The sequence below is a fragment of the Rhizobium alarense genome (assembly GCF_021555155.1).
Lineage (GTDB): Bacteria > Pseudomonadota > Alphaproteobacteria > Rhizobiales > Rhizobiaceae > Rhizobium_D > Rhizobium_D alarense.
Map to the genome: position 1 here is coordinate 23,532 of NZ_JAKGBU010000002.1, position 21,950 is coordinate 45,481.

The 21,950-nt window shown below is 67.3% G+C and carries 27 protein-coding genes and 1 riboswitch; of the genes, 16 read left to right on the forward strand and 11 right to left on the reverse strand.

The annotated features are described in order from the left end of the window. Position 1: 1 nt before the first annotated feature. Both betC and betI read right to left on the reverse strand, forming a co-directional pair. Complete coding sequence (gene betC / locus LXM94_RS00815; protein ID WP_235769245.1) at positions 2–1,531, reverse strand: choline-sulfatase; 1,530 nt, start codon at positions 1,529–1,531, stop codon at positions 2–4. 36 nt (positions 1,532–1,567) lie between these two features. After that, a complete protein-coding gene (betI, locus tag LXM94_RS00820; protein ID WP_235769246.1) occupies positions 1,568–2,203 on the reverse strand; it encodes a transcriptional regulator BetI in 636 nt (211 codons plus the stop codon). Between the two features lie 221 nt (positions 2,204–2,424). Here betI and LXM94_RS00825 point away from each other — a divergent pair, with 221 nt between their 5' ends. The 4 genes from LXM94_RS00825 to LXM94_RS00840 all read left to right on the forward strand — a co-directional run bounded on the left by LXM94_RS00825 (position 2,425) and on the right by LXM94_RS00840 (position 5,974). Next, a complete protein-coding gene (locus LXM94_RS00825) occupies positions 2,425–2,973 on the forward strand; it encodes an HdeD family acid-resistance protein (RefSeq protein WP_235769247.1) in 549 nt (182 codons plus the stop codon). 52 nt (positions 2,974–3,025) lie between these two features. Continuing rightward, a riboswitch (Fluoride riboswitch) is annotated at positions 3,026–3,089 on the forward strand. Between the two features lie 97 nt (positions 3,090–3,186). Further along, the gene (gene crcB, locus LXM94_RS00830; RefSeq protein ID WP_235769248.1) at positions 3,187–3,576 is read left to right on the forward strand and encodes a fluoride efflux transporter CrcB; all 390 of its coding nucleotides are present in this window, start codon (positions 3,187–3,189) and stop codon (positions 3,574–3,576) included. Then, complete coding sequence (locus LXM94_RS00835; RefSeq protein ID WP_235769249.1) at positions 3,573–4,010, forward strand: EamA family transporter; 438 nt, start codon at positions 3,573–3,575, stop codon at positions 4,008–4,010. Before crcB ends, LXM94_RS00835 begins: the two co-directional genes overlap by 4 nt. A gap of 122 nt (positions 4,011–4,132) precedes the next feature. Next, positions 4,133–5,974 (forward strand): GGDEF domain-containing protein, encoded by a 1,842-nt coding sequence (locus LXM94_RS00840; RefSeq protein WP_235769250.1) that lies wholly within the window; start codon positions 4,133–4,135, stop codon positions 5,972–5,974. Positions 5,975–6,058: 84 nt separating this feature from the next. Here the strand turns inward: LXM94_RS00840 and LXM94_RS00845 are convergent, their stop codons facing one another. Beyond that, the gene (locus tag LXM94_RS00845) at positions 6,059–6,313 is read right to left on the reverse strand and encodes a DUF1344 domain-containing protein (RefSeq protein ID WP_235769251.1); all 255 of its coding nucleotides are present in this window, start codon (positions 6,311–6,313) and stop codon (positions 6,059–6,061) included. 328 nt (positions 6,314–6,641) lie between these two features. Here LXM94_RS00845 and LXM94_RS00850 point away from each other — a divergent pair, with 328 nt between their 5' ends. Continuing rightward, on the forward strand, positions 6,642–7,643 hold the full coding sequence (locus LXM94_RS00850; RefSeq protein WP_235769252.1) for an NAD(P)H-quinone oxidoreductase: 1,002 nt from the start codon (positions 6,642–6,644) through the stop codon (positions 7,641–7,643). A gap of 38 nt (positions 7,644–7,681) precedes the next feature. Here LXM94_RS00850 and LXM94_RS00855 read toward each other — a convergent pair whose 3' ends face one another. Together LXM94_RS00855 and LXM94_RS00860 are read right to left on the reverse strand one after the other, a co-directional pair. After that, the gene (locus LXM94_RS00855) at positions 7,682–9,109 is read right to left on the reverse strand and encodes an MFS transporter (RefSeq protein ID WP_235769253.1); all 1,428 of its coding nucleotides are present in this window, start codon (positions 9,107–9,109) and stop codon (positions 7,682–7,684) included. A 124-nt stretch (positions 9,110–9,233) separates the two neighbouring features. Continuing rightward, positions 9,234–9,692 (reverse strand): carboxymuconolactone decarboxylase family protein, encoded by a 459-nt coding sequence (locus LXM94_RS00860; RefSeq protein WP_235769254.1) that lies wholly within the window; start codon positions 9,690–9,692, stop codon positions 9,234–9,236. Positions 9,693–9,800: 108 nt separating this feature from the next. Between LXM94_RS00860 and LXM94_RS00865 the strand changes: the two genes are divergently transcribed. Beyond that, complete coding sequence (locus LXM94_RS00865) at positions 9,801–10,667, forward strand: sigma-70 family RNA polymerase sigma factor (protein ID WP_235769255.1); 867 nt, start codon at positions 9,801–9,803, stop codon at positions 10,665–10,667. Here LXM94_RS00865 and LXM94_RS00870 read toward each other — a convergent pair. Continuing rightward, the gene (locus LXM94_RS00870) at positions 10,662–11,399 is read right to left on the reverse strand and encodes a DUF3750 domain-containing protein (protein WP_235769256.1); all 738 of its coding nucleotides are present in this window, start codon (positions 11,397–11,399) and stop codon (positions 10,662–10,664) included. The two genes, LXM94_RS00865 and LXM94_RS00870, sit on opposite strands and share 6 nt — an antisense overlap. Positions 11,400–11,482: 83 nt before the next feature. On the opposite strand from LXM94_RS00870, the gene LXM94_RS00875 reads away from it, so the two are divergent. Genes LXM94_RS00875 through LXM94_RS00885 form a run of 3 tightly spaced genes read left to right on the forward strand, consistent with a single transcriptional unit; the run spans position 11,483 to position 12,972 of the window. Further along, positions 11,483–12,490 (forward strand): asparaginase, encoded by a 1,008-nt coding sequence (locus LXM94_RS00875; RefSeq protein ID WP_235769356.1) that lies wholly within the window; start codon positions 11,483–11,485, stop codon positions 12,488–12,490. Positions 12,491–12,500: 10 nt separating this feature from the next. Continuing rightward, on the forward strand, positions 12,501–12,680 hold the full coding sequence (locus LXM94_RS00880) for a type II toxin-antitoxin system RelE/ParE family toxin (RefSeq protein ID WP_235769257.1): 180 nt from the start codon (positions 12,501–12,503) through the stop codon (positions 12,678–12,680). After that, on the forward strand, positions 12,652–12,972 hold the full coding sequence (locus LXM94_RS00885) for a HigA family addiction module antitoxin (RefSeq protein ID WP_235769258.1): 321 nt from the start codon (positions 12,652–12,654) through the stop codon (positions 12,970–12,972). Before LXM94_RS00880 ends, LXM94_RS00885 begins: the two co-directional genes overlap by 29 nt. A 113-nt stretch (positions 12,973–13,085) precedes the next feature. On the opposite strand, the gene LXM94_RS00890 is transcribed toward LXM94_RS00885, so the two are convergent. Further along, positions 13,086–13,841 carry a DeoR/GlpR family DNA-binding transcription regulator gene (locus LXM94_RS00890; RefSeq protein ID WP_235769259.1) on the reverse strand — a complete coding sequence of 252 codons (756 nt, stop codon included), beginning with the start codon at positions 13,839–13,841 and terminating at the stop codon, positions 13,086–13,088. A 104-nt stretch (positions 13,842–13,945) separates the two neighbouring features. Between LXM94_RS00890 and LXM94_RS00895 the strand changes: the two genes are divergently transcribed. Together LXM94_RS00895 and LXM94_RS00900 are read left to right on the forward strand one after the other, a co-directional pair. Further along, the gene (locus tag LXM94_RS00895; RefSeq protein ID WP_235769260.1) at positions 13,946–14,314 is read left to right on the forward strand and encodes a DUF4406 domain-containing protein; all 369 of its coding nucleotides are present in this window, start codon (positions 13,946–13,948) and stop codon (positions 14,312–14,314) included. A gap of 326 nt (positions 14,315–14,640) precedes the next feature. Beyond that, positions 14,641–15,261 carry a glutathione S-transferase family protein gene (locus tag LXM94_RS00900; protein ID WP_235769261.1) on the forward strand — a complete coding sequence of 207 codons (621 nt, stop codon included), beginning with the start codon at positions 14,641–14,643 and terminating at the stop codon, positions 15,259–15,261. A gap of 3 nt (positions 15,262–15,264) precedes the next feature. On the opposite strand, the gene LXM94_RS00905 is transcribed toward LXM94_RS00900, so the two are convergent. Both LXM94_RS00905 and LXM94_RS00910 read right to left on the reverse strand, forming a co-directional pair. Further along, positions 15,265–15,597 (reverse strand): MmcQ/YjbR family DNA-binding protein, encoded by a 333-nt coding sequence (locus LXM94_RS00905; protein ID WP_235769262.1) that lies wholly within the window; start codon positions 15,595–15,597, stop codon positions 15,265–15,267. 64 nt (positions 15,598–15,661) lie between these two features. Then, on the reverse strand, positions 15,662–15,868 hold the full coding sequence (locus LXM94_RS00910; protein WP_235769263.1) for a hypothetical protein: 207 nt from the start codon (positions 15,866–15,868) through the stop codon (positions 15,662–15,664). A 133-nt stretch (positions 15,869–16,001) separates the two neighbouring features. On the opposite strand from LXM94_RS00910, the gene LXM94_RS00915 reads away from it, so the two are divergent. Then, the gene (locus tag LXM94_RS00915; protein WP_235769264.1) at positions 16,002–16,958 is read left to right on the forward strand and encodes a LysR substrate-binding domain-containing protein; all 957 of its coding nucleotides are present in this window, start codon (positions 16,002–16,004) and stop codon (positions 16,956–16,958) included. Here LXM94_RS00915 and LXM94_RS00920 read toward each other — a convergent pair. Further along, positions 16,918–17,577 carry a glutathione S-transferase family protein gene (locus LXM94_RS00920; protein ID WP_235769265.1) on the reverse strand — a complete coding sequence of 220 codons (660 nt, stop codon included), beginning with the start codon at positions 17,575–17,577 and terminating at the stop codon, positions 16,918–16,920. The genes LXM94_RS00915 and LXM94_RS00920 overlap by 41 nt on opposite strands. A 175-nt stretch (positions 17,578–17,752) precedes the next feature. Here LXM94_RS00920 and LXM94_RS00925 point away from each other — a divergent pair, with 175 nt between their 5' ends. From LXM94_RS00925 to LXM94_RS00940, 4 genes are all read left to right on the forward strand, one after another. After that, positions 17,753–18,136, forward strand: a complete 384-nt coding sequence (locus LXM94_RS00925; protein WP_235769266.1) for a hypothetical protein — start codon at positions 17,753–17,755, stop codon at positions 18,134–18,136. Positions 18,137–18,206: 70 nt separating this feature from the next. Continuing rightward, positions 18,207–19,583 carry a PepSY-associated TM helix domain-containing protein gene (locus tag LXM94_RS00930; RefSeq protein ID WP_408015571.1) on the forward strand — a complete coding sequence of 459 codons (1,377 nt, stop codon included), beginning with the start codon at positions 18,207–18,209 and terminating at the stop codon, positions 19,581–19,583. A gap of 62 nt (positions 19,584–19,645) precedes the next feature. Further along, a complete protein-coding gene (locus LXM94_RS00935) occupies positions 19,646–20,146 on the forward strand; it encodes a copper chaperone PCu(A)C (RefSeq protein ID WP_235769268.1) in 501 nt (166 codons plus the stop codon). Positions 20,147–20,149: 3 nt separating this feature from the next. Further along, entirely contained in the window at positions 20,150–20,344 is a 195-nt protein-coding gene (locus tag LXM94_RS00940; protein ID WP_235769269.1) for a hypothetical protein, read from the forward strand. 130 nt (positions 20,345–20,474) lie between these two features. On the opposite strand, the gene LXM94_RS00945 is transcribed toward LXM94_RS00940, so the two are convergent. Further along, positions 20,475–21,836: a TIGR03808 family TAT-translocated repetitive protein gene (locus tag LXM94_RS00945; protein ID WP_235769270.1), complete on the reverse strand. Its 1,362-nt coding sequence runs from the start codon at positions 21,834–21,836 to the stop codon at positions 20,475–20,477. Between the last annotated feature and the right edge of the window lie 114 nt (positions 21,837–21,950).

Sequence of the window (21,950 nt, forward strand, 5' to 3'; positions counted from 1 at the left end):
CTTATTCTCCCCGCGGATAGCGTTTGGATTCCTCGAGATTATCGAGGTTCATGTGATTGCGCATATAGCGCTCCGAGGCCTTTTGCAGCGGCTGGTGGTCCCAGGGATAATAGGCGCCGTTGCGGAGCGCCTCGTAGACCACCCAGCGTCGCGCCTGGCTTTCGCGCACGGCGGCGTCGAAGGCGGCCATGTCCCAGCGGGTCTCCCGCATCTGGCGGAAGGCGTCCAGTGTCGCCTTGATGACAGAATTGTCGGAGGCGGCCAGGTTGGTGAGCTCCAGCGGGTCTGCGTCGAGGTCGTAGAGCTGCTCCGGGTCAATCGCACAGTGCACATATTTCCACTTGCCTTCGCGGATGCCGACGATCGGCGCGTAGGAGGCTTCCGCCGCATATTCCATGAGCACCGGCGCCGTGCGCGCCTCGCCATTGATAACAGGCACGAGGCTTTCGCCATCGGTCCAGGGCATCACGGCATCCATCGAGATGCCGGCCAGATCGCACAATGTCGGCAGCACGTCGAGGTTGGAGGAGGGGGCGAGGTGCAGGCCGGGCGTCACGCCGGGGCCGCCGACCATCAGCGGCACGCGGGCGGAGCCCTCGAAGAAGTTCATCTTGAACCACAGGCCGCGCTCGCCGAGCATGTCGCCGTGGTCGGAGCAGAAGAGGATGATCGTGTCGTCCAGCATGCGCGTCCGCGTCAGCGTATCGACCAGTTCGCCGACCTTCTCGTCGAGATAGGAGATATTGGCGAAATAGGCCTGCCGCGAGCGGCGCACGTTCTCTTCCGTGATGTCGAAGCTCGCATAGTCGCAGGAATGCAGGATGCGCTCGGCATGCGGGTCCTGTTCGTCCAGCATGCCGACCTCGGGCATCAGGTGCTCGCAGTCGTTGTAAAGGTCCCAGAATTTCCGGCGCGCCACATAGGGGTCATGCGGATGGGTGAAGGAGGCGGTGAGGCACCAGGGGCGGCGGCCCTCGTCGTCGTTCTCGCGCGACAGCTGGTAGAGCTTCTGGTTGGCGAGGAAGGCGACCTCGTCGTCATATTCCATCTGGTTGGTGATCTCGGCGACACCCGCGCCCGTCACCGAGCCCATGTTGTGATACCACCAGTCGATGCGCTCGCCGGGCTTGCGGTAATCCGGCGTCCAGCCGAAATCGGCCGGGTAGATGTCGGTCGTCAGCCGCTCCTCGAAGCCGTGCAACTGGTCGGGCCCCACGAAATGCATCTTGCCGGAAAGCGCCGTGTAATAACCGGCGCGGCGCAGATGATGCGCATAGGTCGGGATCGAGGAGACGTATTCGGCGGCATTGTCGTAGACCCGCGTGCGGCTCGGCAGCTGCCCGGCCATGAAGGAGGCGCGCGCCGGCGCGCAGAGCGGGGAGGAGGTATAGTTGTTGCGGAAGCGCGCCGAGCGTCTGGCCAGCGCCTTCAGATGCGGCGCGTGCAGCCATTCCGCCGGGCCATCCGGGAAGAGTTTCCCGTTGAGCTGGTCGACCATGATGATCAGGATGTTCGGCTTGCTGGCTGTCACGGGACGTCCCTGATGGAGTAGCTCGGTATGGGGATTCTATCGTGCCTGGGTGGCGGACGGTTGCCGGCTCGCGGCAGGGGAGGCGGCACCTGCGACAGCAGCCAGCATCGCATCCACATAACCCTCCGTCAGCGCGATCGACGACTCGATGCTGATCGGCGCGGACCGCAAGCCCTGCCGCAGGTAGAGCCCGTCGATCATCGCCGCCGCTCCGCCGGCGATCTCCACGGCGGTATCGGCTGGGCACAACTGCTTGAGGCTCGACAGCAGGCTGGAATTCAGCCGCCGCGCATAGACGACGAGCAGGCGGCGCACCTCGTCCGAGCGCTGGGCTTCCGAATAGAAGGCGAGCCACGCCGCGACGGTCTCCGGCGCGAACTGATGCGCCTGGAAGTTGACGCGGATGACGGCCGACAGTCTTTCGCGCGGCGTCGCCGCCGCCGACAGCGCAGCGACCGCATCGGCCCTGAGCTGGCGCAGCAGGCTGCGGATCGTCGCGATGACGAGCTGTTCCTTCGAGCCGAAATAGTGGTGGGCAAGTGCGGCCGACACGCCGGCGTGGCGGGCGATTTCCGACATGGTGACGGTCAGCGAGCCGCGATCGCCGACGGCTCTCAGCGTCGCGTCCACCAGCGCCTTCCGGCGCACCGGCTCCATTCCGACTTTCGGCATGACGATCCCCGTTTTCCGACAGCTTATTTTTAATTGACTGATCAATCAATAAAAATCGTACAGCCTCTCGGAAGGAGGGGCGCCGGATGTGCTGCGTCGCGGAAACGCGCCGCGCAGGCATGCGGCAGGCCCTTTTCATCCTCGTTCGTCTTGGATAGATTTGGCTGTCCGCGCTGCGCTTGCGGCAACCGCGAGCCGGCCGGCGGATATCGGAGGATGCAATGGTTGACGGATCGGTTTCCTCGGCATTGACGGACCTGAAGGCCAGGTGGGGCTGGTTCGTGGCGGTCGGCATCCTGATGCTGGTGCTCGGCGTCATCGCGCTCGGCAACCTGCTGCTCGCCACCGTCGCCTCGGTCTATTTCGTCGGCGCGCTGATGGTCGCGGGCGCCGCGGTGCATCTCGTGCATGCCGTCCAGGTCAAGGGGTGGAGCGAGCGGCTTTACTGGGGCGTTTCGGGCCTGCTCTATTTTCTCGCCGGCCTCCTGGCCTTCTCCAATCCGCTGCTGGCCTCCGCCGTGCTGACGCTCTTCATGGCGGCGGCGCTCGTCGTCTCGGGCGGCATGCGCCTGTGGATCGGGCTTCGCCTGCGCGGTCACCGCGGCTGGGGCTGGATCGTCGCGGGCGGCGCGGTCAGCGCGCTCGCCGGCCTCGTCATCATGGCGGGCTGGCCGGTCAACAGCCTCTGGGTTCTCGGCCTCTTCCTTGCCTTCGACCTCGTGATGCAGGGCTGGTCGCTGGTCGCCTTCGGGCTGATGATGCGCAACTGAAGCGGGCTCAAGGCCATTTGACACGCCGCCTTTCCGCGCGCTAGGAATCCCGGTGTGGGATGGGGATGGAGCTCCCCGACAACCGCCGACCATCGGCTGATAGCTCCTGCCGGGACCGGCCGCGATGGCCGTCGAGGGCGGGAGCATGCGTTGCGGCCGCCGGAAGGCGGTTTTTTGCTGCCCGGCGCGTGACGAAACAGGAAAGGGCAGCGCATGAACTATCTCATCGTCTTTCTGGGCGCCGGCGTCGGCGGCGCGGGACGCCATGGCGTCAACCTGCTGGCCGCGCGTTTCTTCGGCGCCGGTTTTCCCATGGGCACGCTCGCCGTCAATGTCATCGGCTGCTTCGTGATGGGGGCGATCGCCGGCGTCTTCGCGTTCAGGGGGCATCTGCCGCAGGAAATGCGGCTGTTCCTCACCACCGGCATCCTCGGCGGCTTCACCACCTTCTCGGCCTTTTCGCTCGACGCGGCCCTGCTCTGGGAGCGTGGTGAGGCCGGGCTCGCGGCCACGTATGTCGGCATCTCGGTGCTTCTGTCGCTGGCAGGCGTTGCGGCCGGCCTCGCGCTGACGCGCGTCGCTTTCGCGGGAGGCGGGATGTGAAGGGACTTCTGTCCGCCTGGCAGATCTGGGCGCTCGGCTCCGCACTCTTCGCCGCGCTGACGGCGGTCTTCGCAAAGGTCGGCATAGCGGGTGTCAATTCCGACTTCGCCACCTTCGTGCGCACGGTCGTCATCCTGCTGGCGCTTGCGGCGATCCTGACCCTTGCCGGCAACTGGCAGGCACCCGGCGCGCTCTCGGCCCGAAGCTGGCTCTTTCTCGTGCTGTCCGGTCTTGCCACCGGCGCGTCATGGCTCTGCTACTTCCGCGCGCTGCAACTGGGGACCGCATCGCAGGTCGCCCCGGTGGACAAGCTGAGCGTCGTGCTCGTCGCCGTTTTCGCCTTTCTCTTCCTCGGCGAGCAGCTTTCGGTCGCCCATTGGGCGGCGGTCGGCCTGATTGCGGCGGGCGCCGTGATGCTGACGCTGCCTATATGATGCGATCCTGTTTCAACCCTTTGTAGTCATTCAACTTTCATCAAACCGTCATATTCGGGAAACGGATTCTTCAGCCCTGCCGGTTGACACTTCGCGCATCTTTTCCGCCCGGAGTGAATGGAATGTCCGCTGCCGAGATGATCGCCCTCAACCGCTTTGCCGACGACGAGATCGTCACGTTGGCGAAGCTCGTCGTCGAGACGGCCTTCCAGCCGATCGTCGAGGCGGCGACGGGGGCGGTGTTCGGCTACGAATCGCTGATGCGCGGCTTCGACCGCCTCGGCTTCCGCTCTCCGCTCGACCTGCTCGACCGGGCCTTCGCCGTCGGCCAGCTCCTGCCGCTGGAGCACATGGTCAACAGCCGCGCCTTCGCGGCTTTCGCCGCGCTGCCGGACTTCCGCTCGCGCACCCTTTTCGTGAACCTCGATTCGCGCCTCGTCTCCATCGGCTCCGACATCGTCGAGCGGCTGACGACGCATCTGAAGCGTGCCGGCATTCCGCCGTCCTCGATCTGTTTCGAGATTTCCGAGCGCTTCGACAACGACGGTGTGCCGGAATTTGCCGATCTCATGCGCAAGCTCAGGCTCGCCGGCTTCAAGCTCGCCATCGACGATTTCGGCGTCGGCCACAACGGGCTGAAGCTGCTCTGCGACCATCCCGTCGACTATCTCAAGATCGACCGCCATTTCATCTGCGGCATCGACGCGAATGCCCGCAAGCGTCACCTCGTGAAAAATGCGGTCAAGGCGGCGCATGTGCTCGGCACGCGCGTCATCGCCGAAGGTGTCGAGAACGAGGCGGAATTCCTCGCCTGCCGCGATTGCGGCTGCGACCTCGTGCAGGGCTGGTTCGTTTCGCGCCCGGTCACCGATTTTTCGGCGCTGCGCGCCGCGTACCCCCAAGTGGAGCGGTCCGGCGGCGCGCGCCGCAGCTCGCCCTCGCTCGACGGCATCCTGATCCGCCGCCAGATCGAGCAGCTTCCCGCGGTGCGCGAGGACGGCACGCTGGAAGGCGTCTTCGAGCTCTTCCGACGCAACCCGACCCGCACCTTCTTCCCGGTGCTGAACGCCAATGACGAGCCGCGCGGCATCGTGCACGAGTATCATGTCAAGGCGGTGAGCTATCACCCCTTCGGCCGCGATCTGATCAAGAACAAGCTCTACCAGAAGAGCCTGTCGCATTTCGTCTCCATGACGCCGGTCGCCGACCTCGACACGCCGGCCGAGGAACTGCTCAACATCTTCGCCGACATGGGCGGCAGCGAATGCGTGATCCTGACGGAGAACATGCGCTACGCCGGCATCCTGTCGGCCTCGTCGCTGCTCAAGATCATCAACGAGAAACGGCTGAAGACGGCGGAGGACCAGAATCCGCTGACCGGCCTTCCCGGCAACCGCTCGATTCGCGACTATCTGCAGGACCAGGCGCTCGACGGCGACCAGCTGCGTGCCTTCTGCTACTTCGACTTCGACAACTTCAAGCCCTTCAACGACCACTACGGCTTCCAGAAGGGCGACCAGGCGATTTCGCTCTTCGCCTCGCTGCTGCGCCGCCATCTGGTGGGCGAGGATGTCTTCATCGGCCATCTCGGCGGTGACGATTTTTTTGCCGGCATTTCGGGCCGCAGCGACGAGGACCTACGCGCGCTGCTCATGACGGTTCTCGACGATTTCGCCCGGGAAGCCCGCCAGCTCTATGCCGAGGAGGACCAGCGCAACGGCCATATCGACGGCATCGACCGCTACGGCGAGGCCCGCAGCTTCCCGCTGATGCGCTGCTCGGCGGCGGTCTTCCTGGTGGAGGAGGGCGAGGTGATCGCCGATGCCGGCCTGATCAGCGCAGGCATCGCGGCCATGAAGTCGGCGGCCAAGGCAGACCCGACCGGCATGACCGTCTCCCGTCCGACGGTCGTGACCGATCGCGCCTCTGCGCGACCGGCGGTGGTGAAGGCGGCCGCCCGGTGAGCCCGGCGCCGTGAGGCGCCGGTTGCGCACGGGCACGTGATCATTCTCCGGCCGGCGACCCCGCGGGGAAGCGCTGGACCCGCGCTAGTTGATGATCGTGACGCCCGTGGCCAGGTGTTTCGTTCCGGGATCGTAGGAGATCCGCACCGTGTCGCCGGCCTTCAGCCTGGGATCGTTGAAACCGGGCGGCAACCTGTACATCGTGCCGTCGGCGAGCGTCAGGCTCATCGCCGCGGGGCTGTATTCCTTCACCGTTCCGGTCGCGGTCTGCGCGGCAAGCGCGAAAGCCGGAGTGGTCAGAACGGTCACGATGGCAAGGTTGGAAAGAAGAACACGCATCTGCGTCATCCTTTGAATGCCCCGACATGGGGCCTGTCGAAGCCGTCCGGAAGCGTCGCGTCGCGGTGATCGATCTCGCCGCCGGCGCTTCCCGGCTTCGAGAGGAGACTAGGCCTGCGCCGCGGCCGCTTCAAATTAACAAGAGTTAATTGTGCGGCGCCGAAAAATGCCCCGATTCCAGTCCTTTGCGTCGAAATGGAGGCGGTGCTGAAGACGCGAAAAAATGTCGCCGTCGAGCGGAACGATTCAAACTGCCGCCGCTTTCGGATACTATGGCAAGGCGGTCGCTTCGGCTGCGCCGGGGCACGGCGGGGAGGCAAGAAATCCAATGTCACTTCCGACTTCGATGACCTATATCGGCCTCAAGGATTTCGGCGGCCCGGACGCCTTGATGCTCAGCAACAGCACGCTGCCGCAGCCGCGCTACGGCGAGATTCTCGTGCGCGTCGAGGCCGCCGGCATCAACCGGCCCGACGTCATGCAGCGCAAGGGCGACTATCCGCCGCCGCCCGGCGCCAGCCCGATCCTCGGCCTTGAGGTCGCCGGCGAGGTGGTCGCGATCGGCGAGGGTGTTTCCGGCTTCTGGCCGGGAGACAAGGTCTGTGCACTCGCCAATGGCGGCGGTTATGCCGAATATTGCGCCGTGCCCGCCACCCAGGCGCTGCCCTGGCCGAAAGGCTACGATGCCGTCAGGGCCGCGGCGCTGCCCGAGACCTTCTTCACCGTCTGGGCGAACCTCTTCATGATGGCGGAGTTGAAGCGCGGCGAGACGGTGCTCGTGCACGGCGGCTCGAGCGGTATCGGCACGACGGCGATCCAGCTCGCCAGGGCGTTCGGCGCCAGGGTCTATGTGACGGCGGGCAGCGCGGAAAAATGCGAGGCCTGCGTCGCGCTCGGCGCCGCCCGCGCCATCAATTACCGGCAGCAGGATTTCTGCTCGGCGATCGCCGAGGAGACCGGCAAGAAGGGCGTCGACGTCATCCTCGACATGATCGGCGCGGCCTATTTCGAGCGCAATCTCCGCACGCTCGCCCGCGACGGCCGCCTGTCGATCATCGCCTTCCTCGGCGGAACCTTCGTCGAGAAGGTGAGCCTCGCGCCGATCCTGCAGCGGCGCCTGCGCGTCACGGGCTCGGCCATGCGGCCGCGCACCTCGGCGGAAAAGCAGGAGATCCGCAACCAACTGTTCGAGAGGGTCTGGCCGCTGCTGGAGGAGGGGCGGATCGCGCCCGTCATCCATGCCGTGCTGCCCTTTTCCCAGGCCGCCATCGCCCACCGCATGATGGAACACGGCGATCATATCGGAAAGATCATGCTGACGCTCGACTGAGACATGCCGTGCATGCGGTTGCGGCTTCCGTCCCGGCGTCAGGGCCGCCTGCCGACGAGCGAGACGGAAAGCGCGAAGGCGGCGAGCGCCGGCAGGGTGAAGAGCCCGTAGAGCCAGGTGGCGGCCGAGATGGTGCCGGCGACGCCGCCGGGGTCGATGAGGCCGGTGCTGTTCGCCGCGACCCCGCTCAGCGCCGCGCCGAAGGCGCTGCCGAGCGACTGCATGGTGGTGATGGCCGCCGAGGCCTTGTCCTTCTCGCCCTCCGGTGCGAGCCGCAGCACCAGCGTCACCAGATGCGCCCAGCCGAGGCCGACGCCGAATCCCATGCCGAAGACGGCGAGCGAGGCGGGGACGAGGATCGCGAGCCGTGCTTCCGGATTGTGGCGCGCCAGCAGCAGGACGAGCAGGCCGGTCGCCGCGGCCTCGACGAGCGCGCCGGCCGCGATCGACAGCGTCGCGGCGCGTCCCGTCAGTCCGGCGACGAGAAAGGCCGATGCCGTCCAGCCGAGCGCGATGAGCGCCACCAGATAGCCGGAAACGAGCGGCCTGATGCCATGCAGGTCCTGCAGGAAATAGGGGATGTAGATGTCCGAGGCGAGCGCCACGAGCAGCAGCAGCATCACAAGGTAGATGCGGGCAAGCGGCGAGGCGAGGCGGGCCGCGCCGTTCGGGAGGAGCCGCGCCCGGGCCTGCCGCTCGACGATGAGCATCGCGGCGACCGCGAGCGCCGCTGCGCCGGCGAGCCCGCCGCGCAGGGCCACCGTCTCCACCGAACCGGCGAAGGAAACAAGCAGCACGGCGGCAAGCAGCAGGAGGATCTGCGCGAAGGGCGCGCCGGCCGCCAGCCGGCCGTCGTCCTCGCCGCTCGGAAGCAGCCGCGGCGCGGCGACAGCCATGAGGCCGGCGATCGGGATCAGCACGAGGAACGCCTCGCGCCAGGCGCTGCCGGCCGCGAAGACGCCGCCGATCGTCGGGCCGAGAAAGGTCGCGACGCCCCAGATCGCCGCATAGAGCGTCGTCGCGACGTTCCACAGCCGCTCCGGATAGACGAAGCGGATGAAGGAGTAGCCGAGCGTCACGAGCAGTCCGGCGCCGAGGCCCTGCACGGCGCGGCCGAGGAGCACCACCTCCATGGCCGGTGCCAGCGCGCAGACGAGGCTGCCCGCCCCGAAGAGCAGCGCGCCGGAGACATAGGCGCGGTTGAGGCTGACGCTTGCCGGCCGCACCGCGATGAAGATCGAGCCGAGCACCGAGGCGGCGACATAGAGCGTCGTCGCCCAGGCGAAGAGCGGCAGGCCGCCGATGTCGCGCACGATCGACGGCATCAGCGTCGCGGTGATATAGGTCTCGACCGCATGCAGCGCGACGCCGCCGCCGAGCATCACCGTGCCTGGGAGATGGGTGCGGGAAAACAGGCTGGAAAGCCGCGGTACGGCCTCCTTCGGGCTGGCGACGCTGTCGGACATGGGAAAAGCCTTGCGGTATGCGAATGTGTGCGGACAAGAGGTCGCACGGGCGGGATTCGAGTTCAAGCTGCGACGTTCACGGCGGCAGGCGGCCCCGGCGAACCGGGACCGCGCCGCTGTCAGGTCACGGGGTCCATTCGCCGGCGACCTGCCGGGTCGCGACGTTGAAGCGGTTCCAGACGTTGATCGCCGCGATTTCCACGACGAGGGCGGCGAGCGCCGGCTCGTCGTAGTGCCGGGCGGCCTCGTTCCAGATCGCGTCCGGCACCGCCTCCTCGCGGTCGGCGATGCGGGTGAGCGCCTCTGTCAGCGCCAGCGCGGCGCGCTCGGCGTCCGTGTAGAAGGGGGCTTCCCGCCACGCGGCGACGGAGAGGATGCGCCGGTCGGTCTCGCCGGCCTTCTTCATCATGCGGGGATGCAGGTCGACGCAGAAGCCGCAGCCGTTGATCTGGCTTGCGCGCAGATGCACGAGATGGGCGGCCTTCTCCGGCAGGTCGGACTGCTGCGCGGCCCCCTGCAGCGAGCGCATCGCGGTCAGGACGTCGGGCAGGACGGTGACGATATTGGTCATTCGGGATTGCATTTTCACACTCCTTGCAATGATTTCGGCTTCGACGGCGGCCGACCCTGTCACACCGGTGCGGCTGCGTTCGTCATGGCCATGACGCAGCCGAACGAAGGAGTGTGACCGATGCGCGAGAAAAATGTCTGGAGCGACCGTTTCGAGGCCGAGCGCGGACGCCTGCGCGCCGTGGCCTTGCGCATGCTCGGCTCGCCGAGCGAGGCCGAGGATGCGGTGCAGGAGGCCTGGCTGCGCCTCAGCCGCTCGGATTCCGGCGGGATCGACAATCTCGGCGGCTGGCTGACGACGGTCGTCGGCCGCATCTGCCTCGACATGCTGCGCGCCCGCACGAAGCGCCGCGAGGAGCCGATCGACGGCGACGGGGGCGAGGTGCCGCATGCCGATCCGGCTGCTGCCGCCGACGAACAGGCGGCGCTTGCCGACTCGGTCGGCCTTGCCTTGCTCGTCGTCCTGGAGCGCCTGACGCCGGCCGAGCGGCTCGCCTTCGTTCTGCACGACATGTTCGACGTGCCCTTCGAGGAGATCGGCCGCATCGTCGACCGCACGCCTGCCGCCGCCCGCCAGCTCGCGAGCCGCGCCCGCCGCCGCGTGCAGGGCCTGCCGGACATGCCGTCGGCGGACTACGAGCGTCGGAAGGGCGTCGTCGCGGCGTTTCTCGCCGCCTCGCGCGGCGGGGATTTCGCAGGCCTGCTCGCCGTGCTCGATCCGGATGTCGTCTTCCACGCCGATGCCGATGCCGTGCGGCTCGGTTCGCTTGCCGAAATGCACGGCGCCGCGGCCGTCGCGCAAACCTTCAAGGGACGCGCCACGGCGGCGAGGCTCGCCCTCATCGACGGCGAGTTCGGTCTCGCCGTCATTCTCGGCGGCGAACTCCGGGTCGTCGTGCGCATGGAACTGGGCGGCGATCGCATCGTCGGCATCGAATCAATCGCCGACCCTGATGCCATCGCCGGTTTCGAGATCGCGTATCTATAGGCCGACGCGCCCGATTGCCGGCACCTTGATCGCCGGGTTTAGGAGATCGACACCGGCGACGAGGCCCATGACATGCAGCTCGAAGCCGCTGCGGACCCCGGCGGAGAACCCGAAAAGGCCGTAGAGCGTCGCGTGCAGGTCCATGCCGTCCGCGTCGACGGCAAAGAACCGTCCTTCCGGCAGGTAGTCGCGGCCGACCGCGTGCGGCGGCAGCACCGCGCCGAGCTCAGGCACCTCGCGCAGCACATGCGCGACGAAGGTGTTGGAATTCGGCCCCGGCCAGATGCGGTAGCCGCCGGGCTTGGCATAGGGGTAGCGCTCGATCGCCGCCTCGATCTTCGGGATCAGCCGCGCCGCCGCGTCGCCGGTGACGCTGACGACGATCTGCGGCGTGTTCGAGTACCAGCGCGCGTCCGGGGCATAGCCGTTGCGGCGGATCGGCGAACCCCAGCCGACCTTGTCGTAGCGCTCGTAGCGTGCGGCGCCTTCCGCCTTGGTGACGATCCAGGCGTGGCTCGCGACCGCGCCCTTCATGCCGCCGGTGGCGGCGGAGAAGACATGGATCGTCGCGCGCCGTTCCGCGGTCGGGCTCGGCAGGATGCCGGCCGACGACCAGTCCGCCTCCCGCCAGTTCCCCGGCCGCTCCCTGACATACCAGTAGCCGGCGGAGGCGAGCGCCGGGAAGAGATAGATCACGAGGAACAGGACGACGAGGTTCCTGGCGAATTTCATGCGGGTCTTGCTCCGTGACGGCTGTCTTTCCCCGCGCTTTCGGCTAATACCGCAGGCGAAATCGGAAATTTGAGGGCATGAAGATGGAAAATCCCGTCCTGGTCGAGATCACCCGCGGTCACATTGTCGAGAGCCGCCATCGCGGCATGGTGGTGGCCGTCGACGGCGACGGCGCGGTGGTCTTCGCCGCCGGCGCCGTCGACACGCCGGTCTTCCCGCGCTCGGCCTGCAAGGCCATGCAGGGCCTGCCGCTCGTCGAAAGCGGCGCGGCGGATGCCTATGGTTTCGGCGACCGGGAGCTGGCGCTCGCCTGCGCCTCCCATTCCGGCGAGCCGGAGCATGTGGCGCTCGCCGCCGCGATGCTGGCGCGTGCCGGCCAGGATGTCTCGGCGCTCGAATGCGGCAGCCACTGGTCGGGCGAGGAGCCGGTGCTGATTGCCCAGGCGCGGTCGATCGAGGCGCCGGATGCCCTTTACAACAACTGCTCGGGCAAACATGCCGGTTTCGTCTGCACCGCCTGCCACACCGGCACGCGGTTGAAGGGCTATGTCGGCTACGACCATCCGGTGCAGGCGGAGATCCGGGACGTCATGCAGGACCTGACGGGCGCGGCGCTCGGAACCGACAATTGCGGCATCGACGGCTGCTCGATCCCGACCTATGCGGTGCCGCTGCAAAAGCTCGCGCACGGTTTTGCCAGGATGGCGACGGGCACGGGGCTCGCGCCTCTGCGTGCCGGTGCCTCGAAGCGGCTGATCGGCGCCTGCATGGCCGAGCCCTTCTATGTCGCCGGCACGAAACGCGCCTGCACCCGGCTGATGCAGACCGCGCCCGGCCGCATCTTCGCCAAGACCGGTGCCGAGGGCGTCTTCTGCGCGGCGATCCCCGAAAAGGGCATCGCCATCGCGCTCAAATGCGAGGATGGCGCGACCCGCGCCGCCGAGGCCATGGTCGCCGCGACGCTCGCCCGCTTCTTCGCCGACGAGCCGGACCTCCATGCCGCCCTGATGGCCCAGGCCAACCGTCCGGTGAAAAGCCGCATCGGCGCGGAAGTCGGCGCGATCCGGGTGACGGAGGGGCTGGCGCAGTAGACACCTGCGTATGATCAATGCGGCAAAGGCGCTTGACGATCTGCGCATGCCGCCCGAAAGCCGGCTGGACCTGCTGAAGGGCGATCCGGCCGGATTTTACGCCATTCGCATCAGCGACCGGCGGCGAATTTGTTTTGCATGGTCGGAAGGAGGAGCTTCGGATGTCAAAATCCTCGACGACCATCGGTGAAGACTTGCTGCCGAATCCGCATCCCGGCGAGATCCTCCTGGAAGAATTCCTGAAGCCGCTGGCCCTCAGTCAGAATGCACTGGCCCGGTCGCTCCGCGTGTCGTCGCGCAGGACCAACGAGGTCGTTCTGGGAAAGCGACAGGTGACTGCCGATACCGATCTGCGGCTGGCTCGCTATTTCGGCCTGTCCGAGGCGTACTTTCTGCGGCTTCAGGCGGATTTCGAACTCATGGCGAAGCGGCGGGAGATTGGCGCCGAGCTGGACCGCATCCGGCCGCTCACCGCGGCCTGAAGCATTTCCAGTCGAAGCGAAATCGCTTCGGCGTCGGACAATGCGGTAAAAACAAGATTCTAGAGTATTTCCGGTGATCCCGTTTTCACCGGAAATACTCAAGCCGAGTCCGTCTACGCCTCCAGAACCTCCACTCCGATCTCGCGATAGACGTCGAGCTGTTCCCGATCCGGCCCCGCCGCCGCCACGAGGCCGGTGGCGGCGTTCGTGTCCATCACCTTCCAGGGCGAGACGGCGCCGAGCTTTTCCCGCGTCAGCAGCACCCAGGTGGCCGCCGCGCCGTCGGCGATTGCGCGTTTGGTGCGGGCCTCCTCCATGTCGCCGGTCGTCAGCCCCTCGACCGGATGCGCCGCCGTGACCCCCATGAAATAGAGGTCCGCACGAACGCTGCGGATCGCCTCGAGCGTCATCGCGCCGCCCGCGACCATCGAGTGCTTGTAGAGCCGGCCGCCGATCAGCACGACGTCCGCCGTCGGATGCCGCTCGAACTCGCAGGCGACGGTCGGGCTGTGGGTGACGACGGTGAAGGCGAAGTGCCGCGGCAGGGCACGGGCAAGCGCCGCCGTCGTCGTGCCGCCGTCGAGGAAGACGACGGCGCCGGGCTGGACAAGCTCTGCCGCCCGCCGGGCGAGCGCCTCCTTCTCCGCCGTCGCGCGTGACTGCCTGGCGGCAAAATCCGGCAGCGCCGGCGTCACCGGCAGTGCGCCGCCATGCACCCGGCGCAGCAGGCCCCCGGCGGCCATTTCGCGCAGGTCCCGCCGGATCGTATCCTCAGAAAGGTCGAGCTCGGCAGCAAGTGCCTTGGCGACCACCTCGCCGTTGCGGTTGAGGCGCTCGGCGATCAGCGCCTTTCTCTGGCTGGTCAGCATGGCTTTCGATTCCGTCTTGACTCTGCACATAGTTGCACGAACTATCATGATATATCCAGATTAAAGCGGATATATCATGCAGTATCATGTAACGGAGTTCAAACATGCTGATCCTGATTGCAGGCCCCTATCGGTCGGGCACCGGGGACGATCCGGCAAAGATGGCGGAAAACCTGAAGCGGCTGGAGGCGCCGTCCCATGCCCTGTTCCGCGCGGGGCACGTGCCGATGATCGGCGAATGGGTGGCGCTGCCGGTGTGGAATGCGGCGGGCGGCCGGCATGTCGGGGACGATCTCTACGAGGAAATCTTCCATCCCGTCGCCGGCCGGCTGCTTCAGCTCTGCGACGGCGTCCTGCGGCTGCCCGGCGCATCGAAGGGCGCCGACAACGACGTGCGCATCGCCACCGAACGGGGCATCCCGGTCTGGCATCGCCTCGAGGACGTGCCTGGCTGTGCCGGACGTGCGGCCTGATATGCATCGAGGCGTGGAGGCCGTCATCCGCCTCCGCTCCCGTCGCATCAGCCGTGCGGGTGGCTTTCGGCGACGAAGGAGGGGGTGGCCGTCCTCGCCGGACCGCCGTCGCCCGCGTGATCCTGGCGGGCGCCATGTGCGAAGGCCGGGGCCGAGGCAAGAAGAACGCGCGCGCCCGAAGCGAGGAGATACCGCCGCGGCATGTCGTTCTCATTTGTAATGTTATTACGTCGCAAAATCGATGCAACGAATGCCTGCGCGTCTTGTCAACCGGCGCTGAATCGCGTCAGGTGCGGTCCGTCTCATTCAGTCCGAGGGAGGAAGCCATGCTGACCCTGCACCATTGCCCCGGCACCTGTGCGCTTGCGTCGCTGATCGCGCTCGAGGAAAGCGGCCTTGCCCATCAGGTGAAGCGGGTGAACCTTGCCGCCGGCGAGCAGCATTCCGAGGCCTATCTCAAGATCAATCCCAAGGGTCGCGTACCGGCGCTTGCGACGGAGCGCGGCATTCTCACCGAAACGCCGGCGATTCTGGTCTATATCGCCCAGAGCGCGCCGGCTGCCGCCCTGGCGCCGCTCGACGACCCGTTCGAGCTCGCCCGCGTGCAGGCCTTCAATTCCTATCTCTGCTCCACCGTGCATGTCGCGCATGCGCATGGCCGCCGCGCCGCCCGCTGGTCCGACGATCCGGCCGCGATGGAAACGATGAAGGCCAAGGTGCCGCAGAACGTGGCGGACTGCATGCGGCTGATCGAGGCGCAGATGTTCGAGGGACCGTGGGTATTCGGCGAGCATTACACTGTCGCGGACGCCTACCTCTTAACGATCGCCGGCTGGCTGAAGGGCGACGGCGTCGATCCCGCGGATTTCCCGGTGGTGGCCGCCCATCGCGCCCGCATGCTGGAGCGTCCCGCGGTAGAACGCGCCATGGCGGTGGAGACTGCCTGAACCTCAGCCCCGCAGCTTCCGGAGTTTCGCCGACGCCCTGCGGTGCCACGCCTCCTCGAGCCGGAGGGCGAGTTCCGCGTCGTCGATCCTCGCCGCATGGACGAGCACGGCCGGCCAGCCCTTGTAGTGGTCCGTCTGGAAGTAGATCTCCGGCGCCATCTCCATCAGCCGCTCCTTCTCGTCGAGCGGCACCATCAGCACCAGCAGATCGGCCCGCTTGACGGCGGCAAAGGCCCGCCCGCCGACCTTCAGCGCCGGCCCGCCATAGGACGTGCCGGTTTCCACGCCGGGCAGGGCGCCGGCGAGCCGCCCGATGCGTGCGACAAGGTCCTCCATCCGTCCTCCGCGATCTCTCCGCGCCGACCATAGCGCCGGCCGCGGACGGGCGGAAGGGCAGGGGTCAGGCGGCCCGGCCAAGTGGCGCCGGCCTGTCGTTGCAGGGCGGCAGCGGTGCCGGGAAGAGGCCGAGCGGCAGGTCTCCGAGCGCGCGGGCGTCCATTGCCGCGATGTCGGGGTGGATCAGCGCGTCGCGGATCCAGGGCGCCCGGTCATCTGCGCGGGCATCGTCCGAAGGGATTGACAGAAGGGTCAAGATTTTCTGCAGCATTGTCCTGCTCCCGTTCCAAGAGGAAACACCACGCCTCTGGGTTCGGTTAAAAAGGAAGATCATGTCCTGGATTTTGCGGAAACCGCCGATGAATTCAATTGAGAAGTTCGGCGTGACGATATAGAAAAACTATATGAATGAGCTGAATCGCATTCATCTGAACGGCCTGCGCGCGCTGGAAGCGGTGGGCCGTCTCGGCTCGCTGCAGAAGGCGGCCGACGAGCTCGGCGTCACCGTCGGCGCCGTCAGCCAGCAGGTGATCCGCGCCGAGGAGCAACTCGGCCGCGCCGTCTTCGAGCGCACGACGCGCGGCCTGCGCCCGACCGCATTCGGTGCGGGCTTTCTTGAGAAGCTCGGCAGCGGTTTCCGCCAGCTTGCGGAAGCGGTCGCGAGTGCCCGCGAGCGCGACGAGGCGATCCTCACCATCTCGGTGGCGCCGATCTTCGCCTCACGCTGGCTGATCCACCGCATCGACCGCTTCGCCGCCGCCCATCCGGACATCGGGCTCAGGATCGAGGCGACGACGGTGCTTGTCGACTTCGCCCGTTCCGACGTCGACCTGGCGATCCGCATCGGTCCCGGCACCTGGCACGGCGTGACGGCGGACTACATCATGCCGCAGGAGATGTTTCCGATCTGCACGCCGTCGCTTGCCGCCCGCCTGCGCGGACCGCAGGACCTGCAGCATCTGCCGGCGGTGATCGACGCCCACGAGGCCTTCACCTGGGACGTCTGGCTGGCGCGCGCCGGCCTCGACGTTCCCGCGCCGAAGACGCGGCATCTCTTCAGCGACGCCTCGCTCTGCCTCGATGCGGCCATCGCCGGCCAGGGCATCCTGCTCGGCTGGCCGATCCTGGCCTCCTGGGCGCTTCGGGAAGGGCGTCTGGTCGCGCCGTTCGACATGCGCGTGCGCACCGGCATGAACTATTATTTCGTGACGCCGCCCGTCGTCCGCGAGCCGCGCAAGGTCGCGGTCTTCAAGCGCTGGATGCGCGCGGAACTGGCGCTCGACGCGGATGTCGCCCCGGATGCCGGACCGGGAACCCCGTCTACTCCGTCTCCGTCAGCCGGGTCTCCATCATCGCCTTGAAGGCGGGCCGCGCCTGGCAGCGCTCGAGCCACGCCCTGACATTCGGCGCGCCGTCGAAAAGCGCGGTCTGGCTCATCGTGTAGCGGAACACCTCGGCGAGGTTCAGGTCGGCGACGGTGAAGCGGTTGGCGACGACATGGCCGGTCGCGGCCAGCCGGTCGTCGAGCAGCGCAAAACATTTCTTCAGCGCCTTGGCCGCCGCGCGGATGACGAGCCGGCCCTGTTCGCTCTCTGCCGCCTTGTCGTCGTGGGTCAGGATGATCTTGACCGCATGCGGCTCCACCTCGCCCGCCGCCCAGAGCGTCCATTGCAGCATCTCGGCCTCTTCCGTCAGCGTCCGCGCCGCAAGCGGTCCGCCGTGCTTGCGGGCGAGATAGAGGTTGATCGCCAGCGATTCGCTCATGACGAAGCCGCCGTCGTCGATGCACGGGATGAGCCCGTTGGGATTGACCGACAGGAAATCCGGCGAGCGCGTGTTGAGCGGCGCGTCCGGTGCAAGCGGGTCGTCGAGCCGCCGGCCCTGGATCACCGGCACGGAAACGAAGGGCAGGCCCAGTTCGCCGGCCATCCAGTAGGTGCGCGAGGCGCGGGAACGGTAGACGCCGTAGATCGTCAGCATGATGCTCGGTTCTCCTGTTTGCCGGCACCATAGGCGGCCTGTGCGGCAAGATGTAGCGTCGCCGCCTGATCCGTCGATGAATTCTCGTGATGCCGGCGGCGCCTTGCCGCATTGACGGAAGGCCGCGTCCGGCGCTATTGCCGAAACGGTCCGCACCCTGCGGACGGGGATGGCCATGAAGCTGACGGCGACGACCTGGGCGATCTGCCTGCGCATGCTGTGCGCGGTCGCCCTCGTTTTCGTCGGGCTTGCCCACAGGCCGGTCGCCGCCGCGCCGGCCACGCCGCTCGAACTCGCCGCCTATGTGCTGCCCGACGGCACGATCGCCGATCTCTGCGTCGGCGACGCGGTCGGCGGCGGCAAGAAGCATGCCGCCAATCACGGCTGCGAGGCCTGCCGCATCGCAGGCGCGCTGCTTCTGCCCCAGCCGGCGGATTTCACCGGCAGGGTGCTCGCCTATCGCATCGTCGCCGATCGTCCGCTGGTCGAGGCGGTCCGCGGCGACAGCCGCTACCAGCCCGGCGCGCCGCCGCGCGCGCCTCCCGTTTTCCTGGCCTGACATCCGCTTCGCGCGCCGACCGGCGTCGCGGCCGTCTTGTCCTGTCCAGGGAAAGCTTTCCATGTCCGCTCTGTCCGAAGCGCCGGCGTCCGCCGCCGCGCCGTCCGCCGCCTCCATCAGCCTCTACCGCGCGATCTGGCGGTGGCACTTCTTCGCCGGGCTCCTCGTCGCGCCCTTCATGATCTCGCTCGCCGTCACCGGCGCGCTCTATCTCTTCCATGAGGAGATCGACGCGAGCCTCTTCCGCTACCGCAACCACGTGACGGTGGCCGGCGACACGCTTGCGCCCTCCGAGATCGTCGAAAAGGCGATCGCCGCCGTGCCGGGCGCCTCCTTCGCCTCCTACCGCGCGCCGCCAGGCCCCGACCGGTCGGCGCGCGTCACGCTGTCGGCAGACGGTGGCGACCGGCTCGTCTTCGTCGATCCCTATCGCGGCACCGTGCTCGACACGGTTCGGGCCGCGGAGGAATTCAACCAGGTCGTCGAGGATCTTCACAGCCTCGACTATTTCGGCAAGTCCGTCGAGCGCATCATCGAGATCGTTGCGGGCTTTGCCGTCGTGCTCGTCGTCACCGGCATCTATCTCTGGTGGCCGCGCAGCCGGACCGGCGGCGTCCTGAGCGTGCGCGGCACCCCGGCGCGGCGGGTCTTCTGGCGCGATCTGCATGCGGTCACGGGCATCGTCTCCGGCGTGCTCATCCTGTTCCTGGCGCTCACCGGCCTGCTCTGGTCGGGCTTCTGGGGCTCGAGCGTCAACGGCTATCTGACGGCAAACGGCATGGGCTATCCGGCGCAGCTATGGGACGACGTGCCGAAGTCGGCGCTCGTCACCACCGACGTCCAGCCGAAGGCGAGCTGGCTGATGGAGAACGCGCCCGTGCCGGAATCGTCCGGACCGGCGGAGGGCGAGCGCCGACTGCCGCCGATCGGCCTCGACCGGGCGATCGAGATCGCCAATGCCGCCGGCATGCTGCCGGGTTACGAGCTGTCGCCGCCTTCCGGCGAAACCGGGGTCTATACGGCGGCGATCTATCCCGGCGACCTCGAATTCGAGCGCATCCTCCATATCGACCAGTATACCGGCGCGCGCCTCGTCGACATCGCCTTTGCCGACTATCCCTTCTCCGGCAAGGCGATCGAATGGGGCATCAACGTGCACATGGGCCGCGAATGGGGGCTCTTCAACCAACTCCTGATGCTTGCCACTTGCCTGGCGATCATCGCGATGAGCGTCACCGGCGTCGTCATGTGGTGGAAGCGCCGGCCGGAAGGCCGGATCGGCGTGCCGCCGGCGCCGCGGGAAAAGCGCATCTATGTCGGCCTCTGGCTGATCGCGGTCGTCTTCGGCCTCGTCTTCCCGCTGACGGGCCTTGCCATCCTCGCGATGATTGCCTTCGACCTGACGGTCGTGCGCTTCGTGCCGCCGCTCCGCCGCCTTATCGCCTGACAATCCCGCCCGTGGCGCCGGTCGCCGCGGGCTCCCGACAGCCAAACCAAAGGATAGATCTCATGAGACGCATTCTGACCGCCGTTGCCGCCGCCCTGCTTTTTGCCGGCACGGCCCTTTCCCACGAATTCAAGATCGGCGACCTGGAAATCGATCATCCCGCCTCGAAGGCGACGCTGCCCGGCCAGCCCGTCGGCGGCGGCTTCCTGACCATCGTCAACCATGGCGACGCCGCCGACCGCCTCGTTTCGGTCACGGCTCCTGCCGTCTCCGATGACGTGCAGCTTCACGAGATGACGATCGAGAACGACGTCATGACGATGCGCCGGCTTGCCGGCGGCGTCGAGATCCCGGCCGGCGGCACGGTGGATCTGAAGCCCGGCGGCCTGCACATCATGTTCATGGGCCTGAAGCAGCCGCTGAAGGAAGGCGAAAAGATCGCCGCGACGCTGACCTTCGAAAAGGCCGGTACGGTCGACGTGGAATTCAACATCGAATCCGGCAAGCCGTCCGCCCGCCACGACGATGCGAAAGCCGGCGAGGGCGCACACGAAGACCACTGAGGCGTGAAGCCGCTGTCGCGGCGCGCCGTCGTTCAGGCGGTGCTCGACGGGCGCAGCCTGCGGACGTTCGCCGGCGGGGAGGGGATCGCGCTGGAAACGGCCCGCAAGCAGCTGAGGCCGGCCCTTGGACGTCTCGGGCTCAGCAGCCAGAAGCTGCTTTTCCGCGCATTCGAACGCTTCGAGGCGAACATGTCCTGACGCGTCGCGTGTCAGGCCATCTGGTGCGCGCCCGTGCGAATGAGGGGTGACGCGTTGCACGTCCCCCCTCATCCACGTCGCACCTCCCCGTTCGGGCAAGAAGAGGAGGTGCATTCCTGTGCCCGGACCTTCAGCCCGCGCGGTTGCGCTCGATCGTCAGATGTGCGAATTCCGGCGCGCCGGCCGCAAGCTCGCCCGTCACCCGTTCGCTCCAGCGGAAGCCCGCGACGGCGCCTTCCGGCGTCTCTTCGAAGACGTTGCCGGAAATGAGGGCGGAGCCCGCCTCCTCGACGACGGTGACCGCGCAACCGACCGGCGCCTGTCGCACCAGGTTGCCGGAGACGACGAGACCCCGCATGTAGGGACCCCAGCCGAGCACCATACCCCATTTCGGCGCATTCTCGATCGTGTTGCCGGAGACGACCGTGTCCGCTTCCACGGCGATCCCGAAGCCGAAGCCGGCCCCGTCGTGGATATACGGCCCGGCGAGACGAAGGTTCCGCACGACGTTGCCGGTGACGCTCGCCAGCCTGCCGCCCTCGTTGAAATTGACGATCAGGATGCCGTTTGCCGCCCCGTCGATCAGGTTCGAATTGACGATCGCGCCTTCGAAGCCGAACTCGGAATAGATCGCCGTCTCGCCGGAATTGAGGCAGGTATTGCCGGTGATCTGCACGTTGGAGCCGGCATTGGAGCGGATCGCCGAGAAGGCGCAGTCGGAGACGTGGTTGTTCGTCACCATCACGCCGTCGGCGCGGAAGATGTTGATGCCGTTGCCATATTCGCCGGTGCCGCCGTTGACGGCGCCGATGCGGGCGACGCGGTTGCCCGACACGACCGTGCCATCCGGTCCCTTGGTCCAGCGATGGATCAGGATGCCGCCGTTGGCGCAGTCGAAGACCTGGTTGCCGGTGACGGCAAGGTCGCGGCTTTCCACCGCATAGAGCCCGTAGTCGCCGGCGCCGGAGAGGCGGCAGCGTTCGATCCGCCCGCCGCAGCGTTCCAGATGCAGTGCCGATTTCGCCGCGCCGAGGATCTCGCAATTGTCGAGCATGAGCGTCGTGACGCCGGTGGCATGGATCAGCCCCTCGACGCCGTCCGCCAGCCAGCGCTTCTGGCCGTCGATGACGATGTCGCGGAATTCGACGCGGGCCGCAGCGTCGATGGCGAAGAGATGGCCCTCGCCGCCATAGACGATGCGCGTCGCGCCCGGCACGCCGGTGATGCGCGCATTGTCGGGCAGGGTGATGTTGGAGACGACATAGTCGCCGGGCGGCAGGAAGACCGGCAGGTTCTTCGCGGCTGCCTCGCGCACCAGCTTCTGGAAGGCGCGGCTCTTGCGGTTGCCGGCGCCCGGCCGCACGCCGTGTTCGCCGGCGTCGATCGCACCGCGAAGGTCGACCGTCAGGAAGGACGGCTCGGCCGCCCGCACGGGTGCCGCCGCCGCCGCGCCCGAGCCGATACACGCCAGAAATAACCGCCTGCTAACCATGCGAAGCTCCTTGCCGCTTTACCAGCAGGAACCGTGCCAACATTTTCCGTGCCAAATCGGCACAGATCGGGCGCTCGTGAGGAGCTTCCTTGAGCATATCCGCATGCACGCGAA